The 26663-nt window shown below is 61.3% G+C and carries 21 protein-coding genes; 6 read left to right on the forward strand and 15 right to left on the reverse strand.

The features are described 5' to 3' along the window. Positions 1-8: 8 nt before the first annotated feature. Positions 9-1358: an MFS transporter gene (locus tag HX818_RS10160; protein ID WP_008435222.1), complete on the reverse strand. Its 1350-nt coding sequence runs from the start codon at positions 1356-1358 to the stop codon at positions 9-11. A gap of 288 nt (positions 1359-1646) precedes the next feature. Here HX818_RS10160 and HX818_RS10165 point away from each other — a divergent pair, with 288 nt between their 5' ends. Next, entirely contained in the window at positions 1647-2357 is a 711-nt protein-coding gene (locus tag HX818_RS10165) for a FadR/GntR family transcriptional regulator (RefSeq protein ID WP_008435219.1), read from the forward strand. 6 nt (positions 2358-2363) lie between these two features. Here HX818_RS10165 and HX818_RS10170 read toward each other — a convergent pair whose 3' ends face one another. Further along, a complete protein-coding gene (locus HX818_RS10170; RefSeq protein ID WP_177019981.1) occupies positions 2364-3206 on the reverse strand; it encodes an alpha/beta fold hydrolase in 843 nt (280 codons plus the stop codon). A 288-nt stretch (positions 3207-3494) separates the two neighbouring features. On the opposite strand from HX818_RS10170, the gene HX818_RS10175 reads away from it, so the two are divergent. Beyond that, positions 3495-4082, forward strand: coding sequence for a LysE family translocator (locus tag HX818_RS10175; RefSeq protein ID WP_003207442.1), 588 nt, complete (start codon positions 3495-3497; stop codon positions 4080-4082). A gap of 1 nt (position 4083) precedes the next feature. On the opposite strand, the gene HX818_RS10180 is transcribed toward HX818_RS10175, so the two are convergent. From HX818_RS10180 to HX818_RS10205, 6 genes are all read right to left on the reverse strand, one after another. After that, a complete protein-coding gene (locus HX818_RS10180) occupies positions 4084-4908 on the reverse strand; it encodes an AraC family transcriptional regulator (protein ID WP_177020123.1) in 825 nt (274 codons plus the stop codon). Positions 4909-4971: 63 nt separating this feature from the next. Then, positions 4972-8415 carry a hypothetical protein gene (locus HX818_RS10185; RefSeq protein WP_177019982.1) on the reverse strand — a complete coding sequence of 1148 codons (3444 nt, stop codon included), beginning with the start codon at positions 8413-8415 and terminating at the stop codon, positions 4972-4974. A 156-nt stretch (positions 8416-8571) separates the two neighbouring features. Then, entirely contained in the window at positions 8572-11040 is a 2469-nt protein-coding gene (locus tag HX818_RS10190; protein ID WP_371315708.1) for a TonB-dependent siderophore receptor, read from the reverse strand. A 96-nt stretch (positions 11041-11136) separates the two neighbouring features. Further along, positions 11137-12096, reverse strand: a complete 960-nt coding sequence (locus HX818_RS10195) for a FecR domain-containing protein (protein WP_102368871.1) — start codon at positions 12094-12096, stop codon at positions 11137-11139. After that, positions 12093-12623 carry a sigma-70 family RNA polymerase sigma factor gene (locus tag HX818_RS10200; RefSeq protein WP_177019984.1) on the reverse strand — a complete coding sequence of 177 codons (531 nt, stop codon included), beginning with the start codon at positions 12621-12623 and terminating at the stop codon, positions 12093-12095. Before HX818_RS10200 ends, HX818_RS10195 begins: the two co-directional genes overlap by 4 nt. Before the next feature lie 96 nt (positions 12624-12719). Further along, entirely contained in the window at positions 12720-13631 is a 912-nt protein-coding gene (locus HX818_RS10205; RefSeq protein ID WP_177019985.1) for a LysR family transcriptional regulator, read from the reverse strand. 110 nt (positions 13632-13741) lie between these two features. Here HX818_RS10205 and HX818_RS10210 point away from each other — a divergent pair, with 110 nt between their 5' ends. Continuing rightward, positions 13742-14587, forward strand: coding sequence for an oxidoreductase (locus HX818_RS10210; RefSeq protein WP_008435212.1), 846 nt, complete (start codon positions 13742-13744; stop codon positions 14585-14587). Positions 14588-14658: 71 nt separating this feature from the next. Here HX818_RS10210 and HX818_RS10215 read toward each other — a convergent pair whose 3' ends face one another. The 7 genes from HX818_RS10215 to gloB form a co-directional block, all read right to left on the reverse strand. Beyond that, a complete protein-coding gene (locus tag HX818_RS10215; protein ID WP_003207458.1) occupies positions 14659-16263 on the reverse strand; it encodes an ABC transporter ATP-binding protein in 1605 nt (534 codons plus the stop codon). 1 nt (position 16264) lies between these two features. Next, positions 16265-17284, reverse strand: a complete 1020-nt coding sequence (locus tag HX818_RS10220) for an ABC transporter permease (RefSeq protein WP_008435209.1) — start codon at positions 17282-17284, stop codon at positions 16265-16267. Between the two features lies 1 nt (position 17285). After that, positions 17286-18359 carry a microcin C ABC transporter permease YejB gene (locus tag HX818_RS10225; RefSeq protein WP_008435207.1) on the reverse strand — a complete coding sequence of 358 codons (1074 nt, stop codon included), beginning with the start codon at positions 18357-18359 and terminating at the stop codon, positions 17286-17288. Between the two features lies 1 nt (position 18360). After that, positions 18361-20199, reverse strand: coding sequence for an extracellular solute-binding protein (locus HX818_RS10230; RefSeq protein WP_102605660.1), 1839 nt, complete (start codon positions 20197-20199; stop codon positions 18361-18363). Next, on the reverse strand, positions 20196-22025 hold the full coding sequence (locus tag HX818_RS10235) for an extracellular solute-binding protein (protein ID WP_177019986.1): 1830 nt from the start codon (positions 22023-22025) through the stop codon (positions 20196-20198). The genes HX818_RS10230 and HX818_RS10235 overlap by 4 nt, the downstream gene beginning before the upstream one ends. Positions 22026-22193: 168 nt before the next feature. Beyond that, entirely contained in the window at positions 22194-23606 is a 1413-nt protein-coding gene (locus HX818_RS10240; protein ID WP_008435202.1) for a lytic transglycosylase domain-containing protein, read from the reverse strand. A 98-nt stretch (positions 23607-23704) separates the two neighbouring features. Further along, entirely contained in the window at positions 23705-24472 is a 768-nt protein-coding gene (gloB, locus tag HX818_RS10245; protein ID WP_177019987.1) for a hydroxyacylglutathione hydrolase, read from the reverse strand. Positions 24473-24537: 65 nt separating this feature from the next. Between gloB and HX818_RS10250 the strand changes: the two genes are divergently transcribed. The 3 genes from HX818_RS10250 to dnaQ all read left to right on the forward strand — a co-directional run bounded on the left by HX818_RS10250 (position 24538) and on the right by dnaQ (position 26661). Continuing rightward, positions 24538-25296, forward strand: a complete 759-nt coding sequence (locus HX818_RS10250; RefSeq protein ID WP_003207473.1) for a class I SAM-dependent methyltransferase — start codon at positions 24538-24540, stop codon at positions 25294-25296. 101 nt (positions 25297-25397) lie between these two features. Further along, the gene (gene rnhA, locus HX818_RS10255) at positions 25398-25850 is read left to right on the forward strand and encodes a ribonuclease HI (protein ID WP_003207474.1); all 453 of its coding nucleotides are present in this window, start codon (positions 25398-25400) and stop codon (positions 25848-25850) included. A gap of 70 nt (positions 25851-25920) precedes the next feature. Further along, positions 25921-26661 (forward strand): DNA polymerase III subunit epsilon, encoded by a 741-nt coding sequence (gene dnaQ / locus HX818_RS10260; protein WP_162835175.1) that lies wholly within the window; start codon positions 25921-25923, stop codon positions 26659-26661. The last annotated feature ends 2 nt before the right edge of the window (positions 26662-26663 follow it).

Consider the following 26663-nt stretch of genomic DNA (forward strand, 5'->3'; position numbering starts at 1 on the left):
TGTAGTCCTTATTTGCTCAAGACGGGGGCGGGTTGCAGCACGCTGCTGGTGGTCGGGCCGGGCAGTGTCCTGGCGAAAAACACCAGGATGGCCGCAAGGATCGAAGTGCCCGCCAGGCCATACAAACCGCCCTGGATCGAGCCGGTGGTCTGTTCCAGGAAACCAAAGGTGGTGGGCGCGACAAACCCGCCGAGGTTGCCGATGGAGTTGATCAATGCGATCACCGCCGCGGCGATGCGTGCATCCAGGTAACCCTGGGGAATCGGCCAGAACAGCGAGGACGCCGACTTGAAGCCGATCGCCGCGAAGCAGATGGCGATAAAGGCAAAGATCGGCCCGCCGGTCGTGGAGAGGAACATGCCGACGGCGGCGATCAACAGTGCCGCAGCGACCCATGCTTGCTGGAACTTGAATTTGCCCGCCAGTGCCGCGAAGGCGTACATCGCGATGATCGAGATCAACCACGGTATGGAGTTGTAGAAACCCACCTGGATGTCGCTCAGGTCACCCATCTTTTTGATGATGCTCGGCAACCAGAAAGTGGCGGCATAGATCGTCAGTTGGATGCAGAAATACAGGGCGCAGAACAGCATGATCTGACGGTCCTTGAGCAGCTTGCCCAGGGTCGGCTTGACCGTGGTGGCGGCGTCACGCTCGCGCTGTTCGCGGTCGATCTCGCCCACCAGCGCATCCTTTTCTTCAAGGCTGAGCCACTTGGCGTCGTGGGGCTTGGAGTCCAGCCAGAACCACACGAAAAAGCACAGCAGCACCGACGCCATGCCTTCGATGATGTACATCCACTGCCAGCCATGCAGGCCCAGCCCGGTGATTTGCAGCAGCACGCCGGACAAGGGGCCGGAGATCAGCGAGGCGAGGGCCGAGCCGCTGAGGAAGATTGCAATCGCCTTGCCGCGTTCGACGCCGGGCAGCCAGCGGGTGAAGTAGTAGATCACCCCGGGAAAGAAGCCGGCTTCGGCCACGCCCAGCAGAAAGCGCAGGATGTAGAAGTGGGTTTCGTTCTGGATGAAGGCCATCAATGTGGCGGTGATGCCCCAGGTGAACATGATGCGGGTCAGCCAGATGCGCGCGCCGACTTTTTGCAGGAGCATGTTGGACGGCACTTCGAACAGCGCGTAGCCGATGAAAAACAACCCGGCGCCGAAGCCGTAGGCGGCCGCACCAATGCCCAGGTCGTGCTCCATATGGGTACGCACAAAGCCGATGTTGACGCGGTCGATGTAGTTGACGATGAACATGATCACGAACAGTGGGAGCACATGGCTCTTCACCTTCTTGATCGCGCGGGCCAGGACCGGGTCGGTGGCAGGCGCAGCTGTCGCAGGGCTGGAAGGGGTCACGAGGTCAAACTCCCACTGATTATTGTTGTGCGGGGACGTATTTGGGTTGCCAGAGATGTCAGACAACTTGATAGACATCATACAACTGCATTTTCAAAGATGGCAACCCTCTGTAGGAGCGAGCTTGCTCGCGAAAATCGTCAAAGATTGCGCGGTTTTGTGCAATGTTTGCGCTGCGACGGGGTTTTTCGCGGGCAGGTTCGCTCCTACAGGTATTAGTTTGTTGTCATACAAGTTGGCTCGTCTAAGAATGCTAGTATTGCCAAGCGCCCCAGAACGGAATTCCTGATGCAAAACCCCAGCTCGGCACCTCATCGCAAGCGCTCCCCGGGCCTTGCCCACGACATCGTCACCGCGCTGACCCAGCAGATTCTCCTGGGGCAGATGGCGCCGGGTGAAAAGCTGCCGTCGGAGTCGGCCATCGTGGGCGAGTACGGCGTCAGCCGCACGGTGGTGCGCGAAGCGCTTTCCAAATTGCAGGCCGCCGGGCTGGTGGAAACCCGCCACGGTGTCGGCACCTTTGTGCTGGAGCGCGACGAGCGCCACGGCCTGCACCTGACCCACGACACCGCCGCCAGCGTGCGCGGCATTCTTGAACTGCGCATGGGCCTGGAAACCCAGGCAGCCGCCCTGGCAGCCTTGCGCCGTACCGATGAACAACTGCAGCAGATGCGCCAGGCACTGGATGATTACCAGGACTCGCTGGCCAACAACGACAGTGCCGTTGAGCCTGACGTGCGCTTCCATCGCCTGATCGCCCAGGCCACCGGCAATACCTATTTCACCGACGTGATTTATCACCTGGGCCACTCGGTAATCCCACGCACCCGGATCAATGCCGAGGAACGCGGCGACGCGGACCTGATGGAACTGGGGCGCCTGGCGAACCTTGAGCACGAGGCGATCCTGAAAGCCATCCGCCGCCAGGACCCGGACGCGGCCCGGGCCGCCATGCTGTTGCACTTGAGCAACAGCCTGGAGCGGATGACAGGAGAGTAGGCGGGGCTATTTGCTGTCCAGGAAGTCCAGCAGCGCGGCATTGAACAGCGTCGGGTCCTGCAGGAATGCGAAGTGGCTGGTGTTCGGCAGAATCAGCAGGCCCGCTCCCGGAATGGTCGCCGCGATGTATTCGGTGTGTTCTCGCTTGATCGCCTCATCGTGGTCGCCGTCGACAATCAGGATCGGAGTCTTGATGGACGCCAGTTGCGCGTCGGTCCAGTTGGGTTGGCTGGCCCACATATGGCTGATCTGCTCGACGAAGGCGTCGTACTCTTTTGGCGTCGGCGAGTGCCTGGCGTACTCCTTGCCGGCGCGCTCGATGAAGGCGGCGAAGGTCGGATTTTTCTCTACGCCATCCTTGACCCCGGAGGTCTGGGTGTTGGCGGCAAAGGCAAACACCTTGCCGATACGGTCGGGATGGCGCAGGGCAAGATCGATACCGATGATTGCGCCGTCGCTCCAGCCGACGATATCGGCACGGGGGATTTTCAGGCTGTCGAGTACGGCGACCACATCATCGGCCATCAAGTCGTAACCGAAGGGGTTCTCGTCCCGGGAACTGCGCCCGTGGCCACGGCTGTCGAGGCTGATGACCGTGTGTTTGGCAGCCAGCGCCTTGACCTGGTTGCCCCAGTAATCGGAATTGGACAGGCCACCGTGCAGCAGGATCACCGGCGAACCATGCCCTGTCTTGGTGTAGTAGACCTTGATGCCATTGACGGCGGCATAGCCGGTTTTGGCCCCCGCAATCGGCGCCGGGGTGGGCGGAAGGGTTTCCCAGCGTTCCGCGGCCTGAACCCCGGAGAAGGACAGCAACAGGCAGGCAGCTGCCAATAAGCGACGTGACATGGCGATTCCTTTTTTGTGAGCAGGTTGAGGTCATCCGGCCAGATGTGCGCTCGACTCTAGCACCGTGCCTACCTTGGGAAACACGCATTTTTTCCTATCAAAAACGCCCTTTGGAAAGAGAAAAATACAGTTATATCAATGGAATAAATTTGTCTTTTGCAGCGGGTGGGCTAAGGGTTTCAACTGATGGTTTTTTCGGTCATTCCCGGCAGGGGCATTTTCTTCAATACCGCGATCCATCTTCTCCTTAAGGTTCAGCTCATACCCGCACAACAAAAAGGAATTGCAATGAGCTTGATCATTTCCATGGCCGCTTTCGCTTTGGCCACTTCCATCACGCCGGGACCGGTGAATGTGGTGGCCATCAGTTCGGGGGCGCGCTTTGGGTTTGCCGCCAGTCAAAAGCACGTGGCTGGAGCCGCGTTGGGATTCACCTTGCTGCTGGTGTTGATCGGCCTGGGGCTGCATGAGGTGCTGGTGCGCTGGCCGCTGCTGACCCAACTGATTCAATGGGGCGGGGTGGCGTTCCTGTTGTACATGGCCTGGAAGCTGGCAGTGGACGATGGGCGCCTGGACGCTGAAGGCACGGCCGCGGCGCCGTCGATGCTCTATGGGGCGATCATGCAATGGCTCAACCCCAAGGCCTGGCTGGCGTGTGTGGCAGGCATGGGGCTGTTTGTCGCCGATGGCGATGCGCAGCAAGTCTGGCTGTTTGCGACGATCTACTTGGTGATTTGCTACTTGTCGGTGGCGTGCTGGGCGTACGCCGGGACGTTCCTGCGCCGCTACCTGAGCAATCCCCAGGGCATGCGCCTGTTCAATCGCTCGATGGCCGCCTTGTTGGTGGCCAGCGTGGGGTATCTGCTGCTGGCCTGATTCAGCCGCGATATTGCCCGGGCGTCGCCGCCAGGTGCTGTTTGAACGTGCGCTGGAAATGCGCCTGATCAGAAAAGCCGGCCGCCAGTGCGACGTCGGCGATCAACTGGCCGCTGCGCAACTGGGTGCGGGCAAACTGAATACGGCGATTGACCAGGAATGCGTGGGGCGTCATGCCGTAATACTGCTTGAACGCACGAATCAGGTACGACGGCGACAGTTCAGCCGCCTGGCAAATGTCTTCGAGCTTCAGGGCCTCGGTGCAATGTTCGCGGATATAGTCGGCGGCCCGCTCCAGCTTGTGATTGACCTCGCGCACCGGGGTCTCCGACGGGTTAAGGCGTTGTTGCACCTCGGTGAAAAAACTCACCACCGCACTCTGCTTGTGCAGGTGTTCGGCGTGGTTGTCCACCAGCACCTCATACAGCTCGTTCAGCCCGCGGTACAGCGCGACATCCGTGGTGTGGGTGGCGGTGAACGGACGAAAGTCCTGGTCCTTGCTGAAACCCAACTGGTGCTGCAGGTCGGTCAGCCAGGCCGTATCGATATACAGCATGTGATAGGACCAGGGCAGATCATCAATGGGGTTGCAGGCGTGGACATCCCCGGGATTCATCAAGACCACGGTGCCGGTGCTGATCTTGAAGGTCGATGCCCCATGGATGTACAGGCTCTGCCCGGCCGTGATCGCGCCGATGGAAAAGTGCTCGTGGGTGTGGCGGGTGTAGCAGACCTTCCGCCCGTCGGCGATGGTGCGAGCCTCAATGAACGGCAGGCGTTCGTCGCGCCAGAAGGAAGGGGCAGTCGGTTCGAGGGGCGATCGCATCACTACAAGTCTCACCGGGAAACAATGCAGTGAATGATTACACAGAAACCGGCCTGCAACGTTTCATTTCATGGTTTCGGGTTCCATTCTGCGCAGGAAACCGATCCGCGGATCTACGCCGTTGATGGCGTCTGCCAGGGAAAGGGGTTGCTTCGCCGCCGCTCGCGCCTCATCGGCGCCTACCAGCAAGTGCTGGTCAATCACGATGCTGGCAATGGCCAGGCTGCGTGGCGAGGTGAAGGTGTTGGGTACCACAGGGCCCGGCCCATAGACGGCAGGCAGCTCGGCAAAACGTTGGGCAATGACCGTCGCGTGTTGCTGCCCGTTGGGAATGGTGCCGCGCGCGTACGCTGACCAATCGATCGGCAGCGGGCTGCCTTGGGTATTGCCGGTGCGCAGGGCCTGTTCGAATATTTGCAGGGTCAGGCCCGGTAATGGGGCAACCTTCAGTTGCTTTGGGAGAAATTCGTAGAAGCGCTTGTCGCCGGCGTACCTGCACAACACCAGCACCCCGAATCTCCCGATGCCCGATGTCTGCCCGCCAGCACTGGTGCGTGACGTTTGCAGGCGATGGAATTCCAGGCTGCCATATTCCATGCCTTTACGGCTAAGCAGGGGCAGTTGTGACATCCAATACACGATCGACTGTAGCAGCGCGGCGCGCACCGCCGTGTAGCGCTTCTCGAACTCGGCCGCGAAAGTGGAATGGATTGACCCCAACTCATCGAACCGTGACGCCATGCTGGCGAAATCAACGTCCTTGAGGGTCGAGCGCCATTGCGTTGTGCCTTTGGTCAGCTTGCCTGCCATGTGCAACTGAACCAGGGAAACGGCGGTATTGGCGGCGATATCCGGCTCCGAGCGGTTACCAGGCCTGGCCTGCCATTGTATGACCATTCGCTCCAGATCGGTGCTACCGGCAAACACCCGCTGAAGATCCTGCAAGGCTATCTCATACAGGCTGGTATGCCCGTTCTTCTTCAACTCGGAACTGATCTGCAACTGGTTGAGCTGCTCGTTCAACGCGGCAATGGCGCGATTCTTCTGCGTGGTACTGTGCCCATCAACGTTTTTGGCCAGTACTCCGTTGGCCACGGCCCAGTCGACGATCGGCAGACTGCCTCGGCGAACCCGGCGGGAGGGCATGATGAAGTAGATCACCGCCATGAAGTCGGTGAAGCGCATGGCCCGTGATGCACCCGGTGTTTCAGCTTCGATCAGGTCCACGTATTGCTTGAAATGTACCCAGGTATGGGAACTCATGTACGACACCTCATCAGGGATGTCCCGCACCAGGAATTCCGGGGCGATGCCCGCCAGCAACAGGTGCGCGGCCATGGGTACGGCGCTGGTGCGCAGGACCTTGAACTGGACCATGGCTTCTACGGCGTTACGGACTTCATGGAAGGTCAGGCCCCAGTTGTAGGAATCGGTCAGGTCATAGCCGGCGACAGTGGCCCGCTGCTTACCAGCATTCGCGTCCAGGCTGAGAATCAGTGCGGCAAACAACAGTGCGTTTCTGCTGGCACGGGTGTTTGCAGCGCTGGCGTGTTCACCGTACCAGCCCACGGTTTCCGATAGCCGCGCGGCCAGTGCCTGGGCCGGGGGCGATGCCAATAGTTGGTGCAGCAGCAGATCAGCCTCGGCGCGCACCTGGTCACGGTTTTTTTCGCCGACGATTGTTTCGCTCAGGTAGTCGAACAGTTTTACGTCCTGGTTGGGCAGGAAGGCGGCGACGGTCTGCAGCACCTGTTTGCGTTGCGCCGCCAGCAGTGGCATCACCTGCAATGCCCGCCAGTAGTTGCCGTGGCGTGGCTGTTTGGTTGTCGGGATGCGCAGGATGCGTGCCGTGGCATGGGCTTCGTCACGGGTAGCCGGTAGCGCCATCTGGTAGAGGTTGAGTAACTGGCGCAAGCTGACCTGGCCATTGGTGCTGATGCGCCCGCCGGATTGGCGGGCCAGTTCCAACAGGGGTTCGGCCATCGAGGTCAGGCTTGAAAGCGGTGTGTCCGCACGGGTGAGTACCTTGGGCGCATCGTCCAGCGCGTAACCACTGAGTTCGCCGTCCGCGTTCAGTACATACACCCGGGCAAGGTTGAATTGGCGGGTGGCGCTCACGCGTTGAAAGGCCGATTCCTGGCGCAAACCTGCGAGCAGTTGCGCCCCTTTGTCCACCAGAGTGGCAAAGGGCGAGTCAGCCGCCAGGTTGAACGTCATGTCCAGGGTGCTAGTGAGCTGCGTATCGAGGGTGATCGACTTGAGTGCTGCTTGCATGGTGTAACGGTCATTGAGGACTGCGATATGGCGCATGTGTTTGCTGACGGCCACCAACGAGTGGGCGGCCGAGCTGACATAGGGAAACGTCGCTGCGCTGGTGGCGCGCAGTTGTTCCACCAGGACCTGAACGTCCCCTGCACTGGCAGGACGGGGTAGCCGATACACCGTCATCAGCGCGGCCAGGCTGAGGCTGGCGTCCGGCAATATGTCGGTATGGGCGAGATTGGCCAGGCGCTCCAGCTCATCCCATTGCTGATTCAGCGCTGAGTTGTTGGAGCGATCCAGAGGTGAGGTATTGGCCTCGCGGCCGTCGGTCACGGCGATCACTACTTTTTGGTCGACGGAATAGCGGTAAGTGGGGGCAGCGCCTTGACTGGCAGGGTTGAGGCTCGCGAACTCTTCTCCCTGCGTCACGGCGTAAAGCAGCTGTGCCGCGTACTTTAAGGTGCTCGACAACATTGAGTCCGAGTCCAGCGTGCATCGTTGCAGGTAGAGCTGCAGCCAATCGAAAGGCGGGCTGCCGTTTGTACTTTGTTCCAGGAGCGTCTGCAGCGCATCGGCCAGTTGTTGGTAATCCCGCTGCTCCTCGGTCAAGCGCTTGCGCAGGGTGGATTTGAGCCGCCCGCTTTCATCGACACCGGGCAGCGTGTCGAGGGTATGGATCTCTTCGAGAATCACCTGAGCCTGCAAATGATTGGTCGGTACCGGGTAGCCATAGAAGGGCAATACCAGGTTCAGAGGCAGCGTCCTCGAATGAGGTTCGACGAGGTTTTCCATGAATGGCAAGCCGGCGTTGACCGTATCGATAATCTGCACCACCTCCAGGATCGGATTCGCGACGCGCCACCAATCAGAGTCTTTGTCCAGGGTGAAGGTGTACGGTGTTTTGACCGTGCCTTCCAGGATCGTGGCCTGCAGATCGCCGCCCCGAAACACCAGGCTCGCCAGTTCCAGGTCATGGCGTGAGGCCCACTCACGGAAGGCCGGGCGGCCGATGGCGTCACAGAAGAGCCGCACCCAGCGACCGAGCATGGTATTTTCCGGCACGCTGATCAAGATGGGTTCGGTTGCCGGGGTGGTGCCTTGGGCAACCAGTCTGATCAAACCGGCGATCAGTTCGGCGATCAGCACTTGATCGTCCTTGAGGCGCAATGCCTGGTGCTTGATCAGGTCCAGGGCGGAGGGAGAAATATTCTTCAACAGGTGGGACAGAAAGGGTAAGTCATCCATGGCGTTCAGGCTCTGTGCAAGGTCGCCCACGTGCTATGGGCGACCGGAGCCTGCATCGTCGGATGGGCCGGGCCAGAACAAAAGACGTACCTTCCTGACGGGGTGTAGCCCGAGTCGACTGCCGTTGCGGGCGCTACGGCAGTCTGGCGTTTGGGCTCAAAAATCCCAGCGGGTCGCCAATTGCAGGCTGCGCGGCTCGCCGTAGAAACCGGTACCGAAGTTGCCCAGGCCGGTGTAGTACTTTTTGTCGAACAGGTTCTTCACGTTCAACGTGGTGCTCAGGTGCTCGTTGAAGCGGTAGCGCGCCATCACGTCCACCAGGAAGTAGCTGTCCTGGGTAATGCGTGAGTTGTGGCCGAAATTCACCGAGTCGTTGGGATCGGGCTGGAACACATTGCCGAAGAACTCGCTCTGCCAATTCACGCCGCCACCCACGGTCAGGTTCTCCAGGGCGCCGGGCAGGCGATAGCTGTTGAACAACCGCACCACTTGCTGGGGCGTGGTGGTTTGCAGCACGGAGCCGTAGACGTAATCGCCGTTGGCGTCACGGCTGTGCTGGTAGGTGTAGCCCGCCGATACGTTCCAGCCGTCCAGCACTTCACCGGCCAGTTCGACTTCAAAGCCCTTGGTGGTGGCGCCGGCAATCGGGCGATACACCGAGTCGGTCTCAAACCCGGAAACGTACTGCGCAACGTTGTCCTGTTCGATGCGGAATGCGGCGAAGCTGGCGTTCAGGCGGCCGTCGAAGAAAGCGGCCTTGAGCCCGGCTTCGTAGGTGTCGCCTTCAATCGGATCGAGCAACTTGCGGTCGGCGTCCTTGCTGTTTTGCGGTTTGTAGATCTTGGTGTAGCTGGTGTACACCGACCAGATGTCATTCAGGTCGTAGACGATACCGGCATAGGGCGTGACGACGCCGGTCTGGCGGTAGGTGAAACGGTTGTCAGCCTTGGTCGGGTCGTAGAAGTCGGTGTTGTCGGTGCCGCTGAAGTTGCTGACGCGGGTGCCAAGGATCACCGACAGGTCATCGGTGGGTTTCAAGCGCGTGGCCAGGTACGCGCCGGTCTGGCGTTGCACGATGTCGTTCTGGCCGCTGCGGGGAATGTCAGGCTTCGGGTATTCGCCGCGCCAGTCGTAAATGCTGCCGCCCACGGGCGGGTAGATCGAGCCGTACACCGGCACGTCCTGTTTCGAGCGGGTGGCCATGAAGCCCATGATCAATTCATGCTCGCGCCCGAACAGCCTGAAGGGGCCATTGAGGTTGATGTCCAGGGTGTTTTGCACCTGGTCACCCTTGTATTTGCCCATGAACATGTACATCCCGTTGCCCGTGACCGGGTCCGGGTTGCCGCCGCTGGCGGAGGCGAGCAGGGTGTCGTGTTGGCTGCGCTTGCGGTCGAGGCTGACTTTCAGCGACCAGTCGTTCGCGAGCTTTTGTTGCACCGAGGCAAACAGGGTCTGGTTCTGGAAGTCGCGGCGGCTCCAGTCGGCGGCCGGGTTGAAGGACCGCGAGAAGTCGGTGCGTGAACCGTTGCTGAAGTACATCGGGAAGCCGGTCCAGCTGGCGCCACGGGAGCGGGTGTCCTGCTGGTCGATGCCGAAGGTCAGCAGGGTGTCCGGCGTCAGGTCGGCTTCGAGGATGCCGTAGGCAATGTCCTTGGTGTTCTGGTAGTGGTCCAGGTACGACTGGCGATCCTGATACACGCCGACGAAGCGCCCGCGCACGTTGCCGGAGTCGGTCAAAGGCCCGGAAATATCGCCTTCGGTGCGGTAGTTGTCCCACGAGCCGAAGGTCTGGGTGACCGAGGCCTTGAAGTCCCGGGTGGGCTTTTTGCGAATCAGGTTGACCGTGGCCGAAGGATCGCCGGAGCCGGACATCAGGCCGGCTGAGCCCTTGATGATTTCCAGGCGGTCATACACCGCCATGTCGGTGCTGGTGGTGCCGTAGTCATACACGCCGTCGTAGGTGGAGTTGACCCCGTCGTACTGGAAGTTGGTGATCGGCAGGCCGCGGCTGGAAAACTCCCAGCGTTCGCTGTCGTAATTCTGCACGCTCACGCCCGGTGCACGGCGCAGGGTGTCGGCGATGCTGGTGGAGCCTTGGTCGTCCATTTGTTGGCGGGTGATCACTGTTACCGACTGCGGCGTCTCGCGCATCGACAGCGCCAGGCCGGTGGCCGAAGCCATGGCGCCGGTGGTGTAGGAGTGCGTATCTTCGGTGGTGGCGCCCAGGCCTTCGCCGGAGATGGTGGTGGCGCCCAGTTCCAGGGCGCCGGTGTTGGCCGGGACCAACTCCAGCACGTAGCCGTTGTTGCCCTGGGGCACGGCCTGCAAGCCGCTGCCTTGCAACAGCCGTTGCAAACCGCTGGCCGGGGTGTAGCTGCCGTTGAGGCCCGGGCTGGTTTTGCCGCTGGCCAGGCTGTTGTGGCCGGCGAAAAAGATCCCGGACTGCTCGGCGAAGCTGTTCAGCACGTTGACCAACGAACCCGCGGCGATGGTGTAGTGGCGGGCCGTTTCCTGAGTCGACGGCGACTCGGCGGCTTGCGCGTCGAGCGCGCCCAGGCACAACAGGGTAGCAGTAACGGCCAGCGCCAGCGGGCGCAAAGTGAAGCGAACGGGTTGCGACATGAACATTCCCTTTGGATCAAATCGATCGGCGAATTGAAAGCATCTGCAGGGTTTACCGAACGAGTTTTGGAAAAGGGAACTGACGGCTGAAAGTTTTTATGTGCCTGGGTGTTTGGGCCTGACCGTGACCCACCACGGCATGAGCGTGTCGACCTGAATCGGCAGCGCGGCCTGTAGCAGGCGCAGTGCGTGGTCGCTGTCTTTGAGGGGGAACGAACCCATTACCGGCAATTGCGCCACGGCTGGATCACAACCCAGGTGGCCGGGGCGAAAACGATTGAGTTCGGCGACCAGTTGGCCAAGCGGCAGGTTGTCGGCCAGCAGTACGCCACGGCTCCAGGCCTCACGGGTGGCGGATGCGGGTGAATGGAGATTGAACCCATCGCGGGTGAAGGCCACTTGTTGCCCGGCCTCGATGATTCGTTGTTGCCGGCTGGCGGCGGTGCGCACTTCGACCCGACCTTCAAACACATTGAGCACGGTGCTGTCGCCGTCCTGCAACACGCTGAAGCGGGTGCCGAGTGCCCGCAGGCGGCCCTGTTGGGTCTCCACCAGGAACGGGCGGTTCGGGTCCTTGGCGGTCTCGATCAGCACTTCGCCGAAACGCAGGTGCAGCAAGCGCTGGACCCGGTCAAAACGTACATCCAGGGCGCTCAAGGCGTTCAACCACAGGCGACTGCCATCGTCCAGCAGCGCTTCGCGGGTTTCACCGCCGGCGGTTGCGTAATCCGCACTCCAGCCTCCCACCAACCGGGGCAGGGCGGTGTTGCGCCAGGTGCCCCAGGCCAGCGTTGAACCGGCACACAACACCAGCAGGGTCTTGAGCGTCTGGCGCCGAGAGCTGCGCAACGCACGGCTGGCGCTGTGGGATTGCTCGGCCAACGGCGCAAAGCGTTGGCTGACCCGTTCTACATAGCCCCAGGCGGCCTGGTGTTCCGGACTTTGCCCGAGCCATGCCTGCCAGTGCTGGGCAGCCTCTGGCTGATCCTGCAGGCGTACGTACCATTGGGCCGCTTGCTCAAGGCTGGCATGGCTGAGCTTTCCGGGGCTGTTCACTCCACGAGCATCCCGTCCAGTTCGGCTTCCAGCACCGCACAATGCAGCAGCGCCTGGGCCAGGTATTTTTTCACCATCCGTTCGCCTACCCCGAGCTGTTCGCCGATCTGCTTGTAGGGCAGGCCGTGCAACTGCGCCAGCAGGAATGCCTCGCGGACTTTGTGGGGCAGCCGCGCGAGCATGGCGTCCACTTCGTACAGGGTTTCGACAATGATTGCCCGCTGCTCCGGCGACGGTTGCAGGGCTTGCGGCCGGTCCGCGAGGCTTTGCAGCCACGCTTGTTCCAGTTGGCGCCGACGCCAGTGATCAATGCACAACCCCCGGGCGATGGTGGCAAGGTAGGAGCGCTCCCGCGTCTCATCGGCGCCGGCCGGCGGGCGCTTGAGTACCCGGATGAAGGTGTCATGGGCCAGGTCCGCCGCATCCCAGCGATTGCTCAGGCGCCGGCGCAGCAGCCCCAGCAGCCAGGAATGGTGATTGCCGTAGAGGTCGCTGAACGAGGTGGACGGGGTCGACACAGTATCCATGTGGCGCAGAAGCCTTGGCGTAAATAAGAATTGGTCGCGATTAAACCAAAGGGCCGGGCACGGCGCAAATGATATTGGTTTGCTTTTGCGGCGTTGTCAGCGCCCACGCTTTTCGGCAATCCATGCGGTGGCCAGGTCGATAAAGGCCCGCAGTTTCGGTTGGCTCTGGGTTCGGGCGGGGAAATACAGGTACAGCCCGCTGCTTGGCGGTACGAAAGATTGCAGCACGGGCTCCAGTGCGCCTGAAGCCAGGTCCTCCATGACCTCGAAATCACTCACGTACGCCAGGCCCTGGCCGGCCCGCGCGGCGGCGATCATCAGGTTGCGGTCATTGACGATCAACCCGCCTTGAACGCCGACCGTAAATTCCCGGCCCGCCCGCTCGAATTCCCAGCGGTGTGCCATGCCCGAGGTCAGGAAGCGATAACCGATGGTTTGATGGGCCGTGAGCGCTTCCGGCGTTGTCGGCTTGCCGGCCTTGGCAAAGTAGGCGGGAGAGCCCACCACCGACCAGTTCAGGTCCGGGGTCAGGCGCACGGCAACCATGTCTTTGTCGATGGATTCCCCCAGGCGAATACCGGCGTCGAAGCCCTCGGTCACCAGGTCCACCGTGGCATCGTCGAGGGAAATATCCAGCACCACATCGGGGAAGGCCTCGCGAAAACGCGGGATCAACGGCTCGATCAGCAACTTGCCCGACAACCTTGGCACCGTCAGCCGCAGGGTGCCCATGGGCCGGTCGCGGTAGCCACTGAGGGCCGCCAGCGCTTCGTCAATCTCCCCGGCGGCGGGGCGCAGGCGGCTGTAAAGCGTCATGCCGGCCTCGGTCAGCGCCACCCGACGCGTGGTGCGCTGGAACAGCACCACACCCGTGCACTTCTCCAGGGTCTTCACCGCATGGCTGACCGCCGTCGGTGTTACGCCGAGGCGCGCAGCGGCCTGGGTGAAGCTCTTCAGTTCGGCCACGGCGAGAAATTCGGTCAAGCCATTGAAGGGATCAAGGTTCATCGGTTAGCCATTATGAAATTCTGTTTCAGAGTGCTTGTAGCACGAGACGGTTTTTCAGGCTAATGCCTCAGCGTACCTTGGCTTCACATTCACTCCATCAGGTACGGATCATGACAACGGCACATTCCTTCAAGCGTGTTTGGCTGGTAACCGGGGCTTCCCGGGGCATCGGCGCGAAAATCGTCGCGGCAGCTCTGGCCCACGGTGACGCGGTGGTGGCGACGGCCCGCAACGCCCATACCGTCACCGAACGCTTCGGTGAGCAACCCGGGCTGTTGGCGGTGCAACTGGACGTGACCGACGAATCCCAGGCTGCCGACGTTGCCCGTGCCGCCATTGAGCACTTCGGGCGCATTGATGTGTTGGTCAACAATGCCGGTTTTGGCCTGCTGGGCGCGGTGGAGGAGGCGTCTGCCGATGAGGTTCGCCGCTTGTATGAAACCAACGTGTTCGGGCTGCTCAATGTCACCCGCGGTGTATTGCCGTTCATGCGCCAGGCGCGCAGCGGGCACGTGATCAATATTTCGTCGGTGGGCGGCTTCCGTTCGGGTGCGGGGTTCGGCACGTACTGCTCGACCAAGTTTGCCGTTGAAGGGTTGAGCGAGGCGCTGCACGCAGAGCTGGCACCCTTGGGCGTCAAGGTGACGGTGGTGGAGCCGGGTTATTTCCGTACCGACTTCCTGGATGGCAACTCCCTGGTGGAGTCGCCCTTGATCATCGACGATTACGCCGCCACGTCCGGCGAGGTGCGCAAGCTGGCCAAGGTCTACAACCAACAGCAACCGGGTAACCCGGAGCTGCTGGCAGTGGCCATGATCAAGCTGGTGGAAGCGCCGCATCCGCCGATGCGCCTGGCCCTGGGCACCGACACGTTGCAGGCGATCGAGGACAAGCTGGCCTACGTCAAGGAAGAGACCGCCGCCTGGCGTGAATTGTCGGCCTCAACCGATTTCTGACACCCAATGGCGTAGCAGCTGTCGAGCCGCCGCTTCGCTGGGGCTCGACAGCTGCTACGGTGGTTCTACTGCTAGGGGCCGGGCACCAAAAACGCCGCCTCCAGCAGTTGCCGGGTGTAGGCATGCTGGGGGTTGGCGAAGATCGCGGGTGCATCTCCCTGTTCAACCGCCTGCCCGTGTTTTACCACCATCAGTTGGTGACTCAAGGCCTTGACCACCGCCAGGTCGTGGCTGATGAACAGGTAGGTCAGGTTGTACTTGGCCTGCAGGTTGCGCAGCAGCTCCACCACCTGGCGCTGCACGGTACGGTCGAGGGCCGAGGTCGGCTCGTCCAGCAGAATCAGCCGGGGCTTGAGCACCAGGGCGCGGGCAATAGCGATGCGCTGGCGTTGGCCGCCGGAGAATTCGTGGGGGTAGCGATTGCGGGTTTCCGGGTCCAGGCCCACTTCCTTCAGCGCGGCGATAATCGCCGCTTCCTGCTCGGCGGCAGTGCCCATCTTGTGAATACGCAGGCCTTCGCCGACGATCTCGCTCACGCACATGCGCGGGCTCAGGCTGCCGAACGGGTCCTGGAACACCACCTGCATTTCCCGGCGCAGCGGGCGCACCTGTTGCTGGCTGAGCTTGTCCATCTGATGGCCTTCGAAGCGGATGCCGCCCTTGCTCGCAATCAGCCGCAAAATTGCCAGGCCCAGGGTGGATTTGCCCGAGCCGCTTTCACCAACGATGCCCAGCGTCTGGCCCTGGGGCAGGCTGAAGTTGATGCCATCCACCGCCTTGACGTAATCGACGGTATTGCGCAGGAAGCCTTTCTTGATCGGGAACCAGACCTTCAGGTCATCGACTTCCAGCAACGGTGGGCCGACTTCATTGGTGGCGGGGCCGCCGCTGGGTTCCGCTGCCAGCAGCTCCTGGGTGTAAGGGTGCTGCGGCGCCTGGAACAGGCTTTCGCATTCGGCCTGCTCGACGATGCAGCCTTTTTGCATCACGCATACCCGGTGGGCAATGCGCCTGACCAGGTTCAAGTCGTGGCTGATCAACAGCAACGCCATGCCCAGGCGCGCCTGCAATTCCTTGAGCAGCTCCAGGATCTTCAGCTGCACGGTGACGTCGAGTGCCGTGGTCGGTTCGTCCGCAATCAGCAACTCCGGCTCATTCGCCAGGGCCATGGCGATCATCACCCGCTGGCGTTGGCCGCCGGACAGCTCATGGGGCAGGGCCTTGAGGCGTTTGTGGGGCTCGGGGATGCCCACCAGTTCCAGCAACTCCAGGGTGCGTTTGGTGGCCACCTTGCCGGTAAGCCCCTTGTGCAGGCCGAGCACTTCGTTGATCTGCTTCTCGATGGAGTGCAGCGGGTTCAACGAGGTCATCGGCTCCTGGAAAATCATCGCAATCCGGTTGCCGCGGATATGCCGGATGGTCTTTTCTTTCAGGGTCAGCAAATCGTGGTTGGCGTACTGGATCGTCCCCGACGGGTGACGCGCCAGCGGGTAGGGCAACAGGCGCAGGATCGAGTGCGCCGTGACCGACTTGCCCGAGCCGCTTTCGCCCACCAATGCCAGCGTTTCGCCGCGCTTGATATCGAAGCTGACGTTGTTCACCACCCGCTGGTGGCTGTTGCCTACGACGAACTCGACGGAGAGGTCGCGGACTTCGATCAGATTGTCCTGATTCATCTCATTTCCTCGGGTCGAAGGCATCGCGAGCGGACTCGCCGATAAACACCAGCAGACTCAACATGATCGCCAGCACGGCAAACGCACTCATGCCCAGCCACGGCGCCTGCAGGTTGGATTTGCCCTGGGCCACCAGCTCACCCAGGGACGGCGAGCCGGCCGGCAAGCCAAAGCCCAGGAAGTCCAGCGCAGTGAGGGTGCCGATGGCGCCGGTCAGGATGAACGGCATGAAGGTCATGGTGGAGACCATGGCGTTGGGCAGGATATGGCGGAACATGATCGCGCCGTTCTGCATTCCCAGCGCCCGCGCCGCCCGCACGTATTCCAGGTTACGCCCGCGCAGGAACTCGGCACGCACCACGTCCACCAGGCTCATCCAGGAAAACAACAGCATGATCCCCAGCAGCCACCAGAAATTGGGCTGCACGAAACTGGCGAGGATGATCAGCAAATACAGCACTGGCAAGCCCGACCAGATCTCCAGGAAGCGCTGCCCGGCCAGGTCGACCCAACCGCCGTAGAAACCCTGCAAGGCCCCGGCGATCACGCCGATGATCGAACTGAGTACGGTCAGCGTCAGGGCAAACAGCACGGAAATCCTGAACCCGTAGATCACCCGCGCCAGCACATCGCGGCCCTGGTCATCGGTGCCCAGCAGGTTGTCCCGTGACGGCGGGGCGGGGGCCGGAACTTTCAGGTCGTAGTTGATGCTCTGGTAGCTGTACGGAATCGGCGCCCACAACGTCCACGCGTCCTTGGCCTTGAGCAGCTCCTGGATATACGGGCTCTTGTAGTTGGCTTCCAGCGGGAATTCGCCGCCGAAGGTGGTCTCGGGGTAGCGCTTGAGCGCCGGGAAATACCAGTCGCCGTCGTAGTGCACCGCCAGCGGCTTGTCGTTGGCGATCAGCTCGGCGCCCAGGCTCAGGCCGAACAGGATCAAAAACAGCCACAGCGACCACCAGCCACGCTTGTTGGCCTTGAAACGCTCGAACCGGCGACGATTGAGGGGGGATAGATTCATCTCAATGCTCCCGGCTGGCGAAGTCGATGCGCGGATCGACCAGGGTGTAGGTGAGGTCGCCGATCAGCTTCACCACCAATCCCAGCAGGGTGAAGATAAACAGGGTGCCGAACACCACCGGGTAGTCGCGGTTGATCGCCGCTTCAAAGCTCATCAGGCCCAGGCCGTCGAGGGAGAAGATCACTTCCACCAGCAACGAACCGGTGAAGAAAATGCCGATGAAGGCCGACGGGAAGCCGGCAATCACCAGCAGCATCGCGTTGCGAAACACATGGCCGTACAGCACGCGGTGGTTGGTCAGGCCCTTGGCCTTGGCGGTGACCACGTACTGCTTGTTGATCTCGTCGAGGAAACTGTTTTTGGTCAGCAGGGTCATGGTGGCGAAGTTGCCGATCACCAGGGCGGTCACCGGCAGGGCAAGGTGCCAGAAGTAATCGAGGACCTTGCCGCCCCAGCTCAACTCGTCAAAGTTGTTGGACGTGAGCCCGCGTAACGGAAACCAGTCGAAGTAACTGCCGCCGGCGAACACCACGATCAGCAGGATCGCAAACAGGAACGCCGGGATCGCGTAGCCGACGATGATCGCCGAGCTGGTCCACACGTCGAAGTGGCTGCCGTGCCGCGTAGCCTTAGCGATCCCCAGGGGGATCGACACCAGGTACATGATCAGGGTGCTCCATAATCCGAGGGAGATGGACACCGGCATCTTTTCCTTGATCAGGTCGATGACCTTCGCATCGCGAAAGAAGCTGTCGCCAAAATCCAGCCGGGCGTAGTTCTTGACCATGATCCACAAGCGTTCCGGCGCCGACTTGTCGAAGCCGTACATCTTCTCGATTTCCTTCACCAGCGCCGGGTCCAGGCCCTGGGCGCCGCGGTAGCTGGAACCGGCCACCGAGACTTCGGCGCCGCCCCCGGCAATCCGGCTGGTGGCGCCTTCAAAGCCTTCGAGCTTGGCGATCATCTGCTCCACCGGGCCACCCGGGGCGGCCTGGATGATCACAAAATTGATCAGCAAAATGCCGAACAGGGTCGGGATGATCAGCAGCAGTCGACGAAAAATATAGGCCAGCATCTCAGTCGCCCCCGCTCGCCGGATCGGCGCTCTGGTTGGTGTCCACGGTTATCGCAGGTTTCACGTCGGGTTTGCTCCACCAGGTGGCGGTGCCGACGTCATACCGTGGCGAGACCTTCGGATGGCCGAGGTGGTCCCAATACGCCACGCGGAAGGTCTTGATGTGCCAGTTGGGGATCACGTAGTAGCCGAACTGCAGCACGCGGTCCAGGGCCTTGGCGTGGGCCACCAGGCTCTTGCGCGAGTCGGAGTCGATGAGTTCTTCCACCAACTGGTCGATGGCCGGGTCTTTCAGGCCGATGTAGTTGCGGCTGCCGGGCTTGTCGGCGCTGGATGACTTCCAGTACTCGCGCTGCTCGTTGCCCGGCGATGAGGATTGCGGGAAGCTGCCCACCACCATGTCGAAGTCCCGCGAACGGATGCGGTTGATGTACTGCGAGATGTCGACCCGGCGAATCACCAGGTCGATCCCCAGGTCTGCCAGGTTGCGCTTGAACGGCAACAGGATGCGTTCGAACTCGGTCTGTGCCAGCAGGAACTCGATGGTCACCGGCTTGCCGGTGGTGTCGACCATCTTGTCGTCGACGATCTTCCAGCCGGCCTCTTGCAGCAGTTGATAGGCCTCGCGCTGCTGGGTGCGGATCATGCCGCTGGCGTCGGTCTTCGATGGCTCGAAGGCTTCGGTAAACACCTGGGGCGGGATCTTGTCCCGCAGCGGTTCAAGAATCGCCAGCTCATCCGGGCCGGGCAGGCCGGTGGCGGCCATCTCGGAGTTTTCGAAATAGCTGCGGCTGCGGGTGTAGGCGCCGTTGAACAGTTGCTTGTTGCTCCATTCAAAGTCCAGCAACAGGCTGATGGCCTTGCGCACTCGCACGTCCTGGAACATCGGTTTTCGGGTGTTGAACACGAAGCCCTGCATGCCGGTGGGGTTGCCGTTGGGGATTTCTTCCTTGATCAGGCGGCCCTGGGTGACGGCGGGGGTGTTGTAGGCATTGGCCCAGTTTTTCGCGCTGATTTCCAGCCAGTAATCGAACTGCCCGGCCTTGAGGGCTTCGAGGGCCACGGTGTTGTCGCGGTAGTAATCGGTGACCCGGTAATCGAAGTTGTAGAAACCCTTGTTGATCGGCAGGTCCTTGGCCCAGTAGTCCTTGACCCGCTCGTAGCGGACCGAGCGCCCGGCCTTGACCTCGGCCACCTTGTACGGGCCGCTGCCCAGCGGAATCTCCAGGTTGCCCTTGGAGAAGTCGCGGCCCTCCCAGTAATGCTTGGGCAACACTGTCAGTTGCCCAAGGATCAGCGGCAGTTCGCGGTTGTTGGTGCGCTTGAACTTGAACAGCACCCGCAGCGGGTCTTCGGCGATCACTTCGTCGACATCGGCGTAGTAGGTCTTGAAGATCGGCGAGCCGTCCTTCATCAGCGTCTGGAAGCTGAACACCACGTCTTCGGCACGGATCGGGTGGCCGTCGTGGAAGCGCGCTTCGGGGCGGATGTAGAAGCGCACCCAGCTGTTGTCCGGGGCCTTTTCGATCTTGCCGGCTACCAGGCCGTATTCGGTGATGGGTTCGTCCAGGCTTTGCTGGGCGAGGGTGTCGTAGATCAGGCCGATATCATCTGCCGGCACGCCCTTGCTGATGAATGGGTTGAGGCTGTCGAAGCTGCCCATGCTGGATACGCGGAAGGTGCCACCCTTGGGGGCATCCGGATTTACGTAGTCGACGTGTTTGAAATCGGCGGGGTACTTGGGCGGTTCGTTGTAGAGGGTCAGGGCATGTTGCGGGGCCGCATTGGCCGCGGCGCAAAACAGCAGGCTGCCAAGGATCGCAGTACGCAAAGGTATCATTGGGCTTTCTCCGAAGCTTTCAGCCACCATGCGCTCAGGCCCAGGCTGTAGGGCGGCGTGGTGACGAAGGCGAACCGGTTGCGGTACGCCAGGCGATGATAGTTGAGGTACCAGTTGGGAATACTGTAGTGCTGCCACAGCAGGACGCGGTCCAGCGCCCGGCCTGCGGCCAACTGTTCTTCACGGGTTTGCGCCGCCAGCAGTTGGTCCAGCAGGTGGTCGACCACCGGGTTGGCGATGCCTGCGTAATTCTTGCTGCCCTTGATCCCCGCCTGGCTGGAGTGGAAATACTGCCACTGCTCAAGGCCGGGGCTGAGGGTCTGGTTGAGGGTCATCAGAATCATGTCGAAGTCGAACTGATCGAGGCGTTGTTTGTACTGTGCGCGGTCTACCGTGCGCAAGCGGGCATCGACGCCGATGCTTGTCAGATTCTCGACATAGGGCTGCAGGATGCGCTCCAGGTTCGGGTTCACCAGCAGAATCTCCAGCCTCAGCGGCTGCCCGTCACTGTTGAGCAAGCGTTGCCCGGACAGCTTCCAGCCGGCGTCCGCCAACAATGCGAGGGCGCGGCGCATCGTGTCGCGAGGAATGCCGCGACCGTCGGTCTGGGGCAGGCTGAAGGGCTGGGTAAACAGGTTGGCCGGCAGTTGGTCGCGATAGGGCGACAGCATCAGCCACTCATGGCCGGTCGGCACGCCGGTGGCGGAGAACTCGCTGTTGGGGTAATAGCTGAGGCTGCGTTTATAGGCGCCGCTGAACAGGGTGCGGTTGGTCCACTCGAAATCGAACATCAGCCCCAACGCTTCGCGGACCTTGGCCTGGCTGAAGGCCGGGCGCCGGCTGTTCATGAACAGGCCCTGGCTCTGGGTCGGTATCTGGTGGGCGATCTGTGCCTTGATCACATCACCCCGGTTGACCGCCGGGAAGTTGTAGCCGTTGGCCCAGTTTTTCGCCTGGTGCTCGATATAGATATCGAACTCGCCGGCCTTGAACGCTTCGAAGGCCACGTCGCTGTCGCGGTAAAACTCCACCTCGACCTTGTCGTAGTTATAGAAACCCCGGTTGACCGCCAGGTCCTTGCCCCAGTAATCCTTGACCCGCTCGAACACCAGTTGTCGCCCAGGGCTGACCTTGCTGATGCGGTAAGGCCCGCTGCCCAGCGGCGGCTCGAACGTGGTGGCCTTGAAGTCGCGGTTTTTCCAGTAATGCTGGGGCAATACCGGTAGCTCGCCCAGGCGCAGGATCAGCAACGGGTTGCCGGCGCGCTTAAACACAAAACGAATGCGATGCCGGTTAAGAATGTCGACCCGGGCCACTTCCTGCAGGTTGGTGCGGTACTGCGGGTGGCCTTCGGTCAGCAGCGTGCGATAGGAAAACGCCACGTCGTAGGCGGTGATCGGCTTGCCATCGTGGAAGCGTGCTTCAGGGCGCAGGTTGAACACTACCCAGCTGCGGTCCTCGCTGTATTCCACCGATTGGGCAATCAGGCCGTAGCTGGAGGTGGGTTCATCGCCGGAAGGGGCATATTGGCCGGTGCCGACCATCAACGGCTCATTGAGCTCGTTAACCCCATATTGCAGGAAATTGGCGGTGGAAACCGGGCTGGAACCCTTGAAGGTGTACGGGTTGAGGGTGTCGAAAGTGCCAAACGCCATGACCCGCAAGGTGCCGCCCTTGGGCGCTGCGGGGTTTACCCAGTCGAAGTGGGTGAATTTGGCCGGGTACTTGAGCGTGCCGAACTGCGCATAACCGTGGCTCTCGGTAATGGTCGCGTTCGCGGAAAAGCTCAAGGCCAGACTTATTAGTAGAAGGAGGGGACGCTTCAAGTCAGGGATCCGATCCAGGCGGCTTGGGCTTTGTGAACCGTACAGTAACAGCTTGTTCCGATTGGAAAAAGGCTGGCGCTGCAGGAGGGAGACTACAGGCTTGGATGGGGGTTGGCAGGGTGAAGAACAAAGGGGGAGCTGTTGCCAGTTCCCCCTCGTGTTTGCTGCTTAGCGCGGCCCGGAAACCACCAGCATCTGCCCAGGTTTCAGGGCCTGGCCAGTGCGTGGGTTCCAGCGCTTGAGATGTTGCATCTCGACGTTGAAGCGCTTGGCGACGATGTACAGCGAATCGCCTTTCTTGACCTTGTATTGCACCGGCTTCTTGCTGTCGGCCTTGGCCACCAGCTTGCGGGTGTCCTGCATCACCAGGGTCTGGCCGACCTTGAGCGCCTGCCCGTTGAGCTTGTTCCAGCGCTGCAGGTCATGAACATCGACCTTGTTGGCCTTGGCGATCAGCGTCAGGTTGTCGCCGCTGCGCACCTTGTAGTTGCGGGTGCGACCGGCAATGGCCTTGTGCTCAACGTCGTCGAACACCGGCTTTTTCGGACGCATGCTCAGCAATTCTTCGGGCTTCATCGCCGAAAGGCTGCTGGCCAGCAACTGCGCCTTGGACGTCGGCACCAGCAAATGCTGCGGGCCGTCCAGGGTGGTGCGCTGTTTCAAGGCCGGGTTGAGCTGGAACAGCTCGTCTTCGTCGATCTCGGCCAGCGCGGCGACCCGTGACAGGTCCATGCTGGTCTTGATTTCTACCACTTCGAAGTACGGCGTGTTGGCGATCGGGTTCAGGTTGACGCCATACGCCTCGGGGGCCAGCACCACCTGGGACAGCGCCAGGAACTTGGGCACGTAGTCCTTGGTTTCCTGGGGCAGTGGCAGGTTCCAGTAGTCCGTCGGCAAGCCGAGCTTCTCGTTACGCTCGATGGCTCGGCTGACCGTGCCCTCACCGGCGTTGTAAGCCGCCAGGGCCAGCAACCAGTCGCCGTTGAACATGTCATGCAGGCGAGTCAGGTAGTCGAGGGCGGCGGTGGTGGAGGCGGTGATGTCGCGGCGGCCGTCGTAGGCGCGGGTCTGACGCAGGTTGAAATAGCGCCCGGTGGCGGGAACGAACTGCCACAGGCCGACCGCATCGCTGCGGGAATAGGCCATTGGGTTGTAGGCACTTTCAATCACTGGCAGCAGCGCCAGCTCCAGCGGCATGTTGCGTTCTTCAAGGCGTTCGACGATGTAATGAATGTAGAGGCTGCCGCGTTCGCCGGCGTTCTCGAGGAAGGATGGGTTGCTGGCAAACCACAATCGTTGCTGTTCAATGCGCGGGTTGACGCCTAACCCGTCCTGCAATTGAAAGCCCCGGCGCATGCGTTCCCAGACATCCTGGGGCACTTCCGGGCTTGGCTTCTCTGATAGCCATAGGGGTTTTTGCTTGATCTTGGCGGTAAGGTTTGGCTTGGGTTGCACGGTGGATTGTGCGGCAAAATGGGTCGATTGGCAGCCCGCCAGAGTAGCGGACACAGCCACCGCCACGGCTTGAGCCAGGCGGGTCAATGCGTCTGAATGGTTGGTTTTACGAATAGATGACGACATTGGCTGGAAGTAAGTTCCGGGCAAAAATGTCGGGCGATTCTAGAAAGCGCGTGGGTTGCGGTCAACCATTCAGAAATTACGTACTAAATTCCACGCGCTTAGAACGTATCTTTCCACGACCTCAAGCTAGCAAACACCTCACTCCCGGCCCGGTTATCGAGGCCATTCCGTTCGTCCGCTTTTTCTTTAACGGATGTTTCAGAGGTCCGCAGAAAAGGGTTGGTGCGTTTTTCCAGGGCCAAAGTCGAAGGCAATGTTATCTGGCCGTTCGCCCGCAGTTGCCGCACGTTCTCCACCCGTTCGGCGATATCCGCGTTATGCGGTTCCACGGCCTGGGCGAATTTCAGGTTACTTTGTGTGTATTCGTGGGTGCAGTACACCAGCGTGTTGGCCGGCAAGGCCGCCAGGCGCTCCAGTGAGGTGTGCATTTGCTGCGGGGTGCCTTCGAACAGGCGGCCACAACCGGCGGCGAAGAGGGTGTCGCCACAGAACAGCACGCCCTCGTGATAAAAGGCGATGTGCCCCAGGGTATGGCCGGGTACGGCAAACACCTCGAAGTCCCAACCCAGCACGTTGATGCGGTCGTTATCCTGGAGTGCCACGTCCCGCGCCGGGATCTTTTCATTTGCCGGGCCGTAGACCGTGGCGCCTGAAACACTTTTAAGTTGCTCGACGCCGCCGACATGATCATGGTGATGGTGCGTCACCAGGATGTCGCTGAGGGTCCACTCGGGATGCTGCTGGAGCCAGGCCAGCACGGGCGCGGCATCACCGGGATCGACCACCGCGCAGCGCTTGTTCGGCTGATCCTGTAACAACCAGATGTAGTTATCGGTGAAGGCGGGCAGGGCACTGATCTGTATCATTCTTTGATTCGCCAAGCTGAACACATTGGTGCATCTTAGAGCTTCTTGGCGCGTTGGAGAATGCAATGACTGATAAAGCGTTCGCCCAGGCCGATCCCGAGTGGCTGGCACTGATCAGTGCCGCCCGTGAATGGCTGTCCGGGCCTGTCGGGCAATTTTTACTGGATGAAGAACGGCGCATGCTCGAAGACGAGCTGGGTCGGTTCTTTGGTGGTTACCTGGTGCATTACGGGCCGTCGGCACAAACCCCGCCGTCGGCACCCCAGGTGCAACGCAATGTGCGCCTGGGGGCGCCGCTGCCGGGGGTTGAAATCGTCTGCGAGGAGCAGGCCTGGCCGTTGAGCGAGCATGCGGCCGATGTGGTGGTGATGCAGCATGGCCTGGATTTCTGCCTGTCGCCCCACGGTTTGCTGCGCGAAGCGGCCAGCAGTGTGCGCCCTGGTGGCCATTTGCTGATCATTGGCATCAACCCCTGGAGCAGTTGGGGCTTGCGCCATGTGTTCGCCCATGACGGGCTGCGCCAGGCGCGCTGCATCTCGCCGTCGCGAGTCGGCGACTGGTTGAACCTGCTGGGCTTTGCGCTGGAGAAACGCCGCTTCGGGTGCTATCGTCCGCCGCTTGCGTCTGCCAAGTGGCAAGGCCGGCTGGCCGGCTGGGAACGCAGGGCCGGTGCCTGGCAATTGTCCGGCGGGGGTTTCTACCTGTTGGTGGCGCGCAAGATCGTCGTTGGCCTGCGCCCGGTGCGCCAGGTGCGTCGCGAGCCGATGGGCAAGCTGGTGCCGATGCCGATGGCCAAGGTCAATCGCAAGCAGAGCGAACAGTAAACATACCTTTTTGATTTCAGGTCGAGCCTCTCGACCTCGGGCACTTGTCGGTCGATTATCGGCAACCCGCTTTGATGGATCCCGCTTTAATGGACAGTGAAATGACCGATACCGTAGAACTCTTCACCGATGGCGCCTGCAAGGGCAACCCCGGCCCCGGCGGATGGGGCGCCTTGCTGGTGTGCAAGGGCGTGGAGAAGGAGCTGTGGGGCGGTGAAGCCAACACCACCAACAACCGCATGGAGCTGATGGGCGCGATCCGTGGCCTGGAAGAGCTCAAGCGCCGTTGCGACGTATTGCTGGTGACCGACTCCCAGTACGTGATGAAGGGCATCAACGAGTGGATGGTCAACTGGAAGAAGCGCGGCTGGAAGACTGCGGCCAAGGAGCCGGTGAAAAACGCCGACCTGTGGCAATTGCTCGATGAGCAATGCAATCGCCACAACATCACCTGGAAATGGGTGCGCGGGCACATCGGCCATCCCGGCAACGAGCGGGCCGACCAACTGGCCAACCGCGGTGTGGATGAAGTGCGCGGCTACAAACAGAGCTGATGCCGTCTGACGTGTTAAGATCCCGCCCCTTGAAATGTACCAAACCGTTGAGAGCTGAACCCTGATGGCCATCCGATCTGTTGTACTCGATACCGAAACCACCGGCATGCCGGTGACCGACGGCCACCGGATCATTGAAATCGGCTGTGTCGAACTGATGGGCCGCCGCCTCACCGGCCGGCACTTCCACGTCTACCTGCAACCGGATCGGGAAAGTGACGAAGGCGCCATCGGCGTCCACGGCATCACCAACGAATTCCTGGTGGGCAAGCCACGGTTTGCCGAAGTGGCGGATGAGTTCTTCGAGTTCATCAACGGCGCGCAACTGATCATCCATAACGCGGCGTTCGACGTTGGCTTCATCAACAACGAATTCGCGCTGATGGGGCAGACCGACCGGGCTGATATCACCCGGCACTGCTCGATCCTCGACACCTTGATGATGGCGCGTGAGCGTCACCCGGGCCAGCGCAACAGCCTCGACGCATTGTGCAAACGCTATGGCGTCGACAACTCCGGCCGTGAACTCCACGGCGCGTTGCTCGACTCCGAGATTCTCGCCGACGTCTACCTCACCATGACCGGTGGCCAGACCAGCCTGTCCCTGGCCGGTAATGCCTCGGACGGCAATGGTTCGGCGGAGGGCTCGGGCAATCGTCCTTCGGAAATCCGCCGCCTGCCAGCGGATCGCCAGCCCACTACGATCATTCGTGCCAGCGAGCAGGACATGGCCGAGCATGCAGCGCGCCTCGAGGCGATCGCCAAGTCTGCCGGCGCACCCGCGCTATGGACCCAATTGACCCAGCAATAACC

Source organism: Pseudomonas sp. F9001, assembly GCF_013385435.1.
In the GTDB taxonomy this organism is placed as follows: Bacteria; Pseudomonadota; Gammaproteobacteria; order Pseudomonadales; family Pseudomonadaceae; genus Aquipseudomonas.

What these genes read in the sequence shown, in the direction of transcription:
- HX818_RS10165 (WP_008435219.1), top strand. Translation starts at nt 1,647, where the DNA reads ATGCAAAACCCCAGCTCGGCACCTCATCGCAAGCGCTCCCCGGGCCTT.
- HX818_RS10170 (WP_177019981.1), bottom strand. Translation starts at nt 3,206, where the DNA reads ATGTCACGTCGCTTATTGGCAGCTGCCTGCCTGTTGCTGTCCTTCTCC.
- HX818_RS10175 (WP_003207442.1), top strand. Translation starts at nt 3,495, where the DNA reads ATGAGCTTGATCATTTCCATGGCCGCTTTCGCTTTGGCCACTTCCATC.
- HX818_RS10180 (WP_177020123.1), bottom strand. Translation starts at nt 4,908, where the DNA reads ATGCGATCGCCCCTCGAACCGACTGCCCCTTCCTTCTGGCGCGACGAA.
- HX818_RS10185 (WP_177019982.1), bottom strand. Translation starts at nt 8,415, where the DNA reads ATGGATGACTTACCCTTTCTGTCCCACCTGTTGAAGAATATTTCTCCC.
- HX818_RS10190 (WP_371315708.1), bottom strand. Translation starts at nt 11,040, where the DNA reads ATGTCGCAACCCGTTCGCTTCACTTTGCGCCCGCTGGCGCTGGCCGTT.
- HX818_RS10200 (WP_177019984.1), bottom strand. Translation starts at nt 12,623, where the DNA reads ATGGATACTGTGTCGACCCCGTCCACCTCGTTCAGCGACCTCTACGGC.
- HX818_RS10205 (WP_177019985.1), bottom strand. Translation starts at nt 13,631, where the DNA reads ATGAACCTTGATCCCTTCAATGGCTTGACCGAATTTCTCGCCGTGGCC.
- HX818_RS10210 (WP_008435212.1), top strand. Translation starts at nt 13,742, where the DNA reads ATGACAACGGCACATTCCTTCAAGCGTGTTTGGCTGGTAACCGGGGCT.
- HX818_RS10215 (WP_003207458.1), bottom strand. Translation starts at nt 16,263, where the DNA reads ATGAATCAGGACAATCTGATCGAAGTCCGCGACCTCTCCGTCGAGTTC.
- HX818_RS10220 (WP_008435209.1), bottom strand. Translation starts at nt 17,284, where the DNA reads ATGAATCTATCCCCCCTCAATCGTCGCCGGTTCGAGCGTTTCAAGGCC.
- HX818_RS10225 (WP_008435207.1), bottom strand. Translation starts at nt 18,359, where the DNA reads ATGCTGGCCTATATTTTTCGTCGACTGCTGCTGATCATCCCGACCCTG.
- HX818_RS10230 (WP_102605660.1), bottom strand. Translation starts at nt 20,199, where the DNA reads ATGATACCTTTGCGTACTGCGATCCTTGGCAGCCTGCTGTTTTGCGCC.
- HX818_RS10240 (WP_008435202.1), bottom strand. Translation starts at nt 23,606, where the DNA reads ATGTCGTCATCTATTCGTAAAACCAACCATTCAGACGCATTGACCCGC.
- gloB (WP_177019987.1), bottom strand. Translation starts at nt 24,472, where the DNA reads ATGATACAGATCAGTGCCCTGCCCGCCTTCACCGATAACTACATCTGG.
- HX818_RS10250 (WP_003207473.1), top strand. Translation starts at nt 24,538, where the DNA reads ATGACTGATAAAGCGTTCGCCCAGGCCGATCCCGAGTGGCTGGCACTG.
- rnhA (WP_003207474.1), top strand. Translation starts at nt 25,398, where the DNA reads ATGACCGATACCGTAGAACTCTTCACCGATGGCGCCTGCAAGGGCAAC.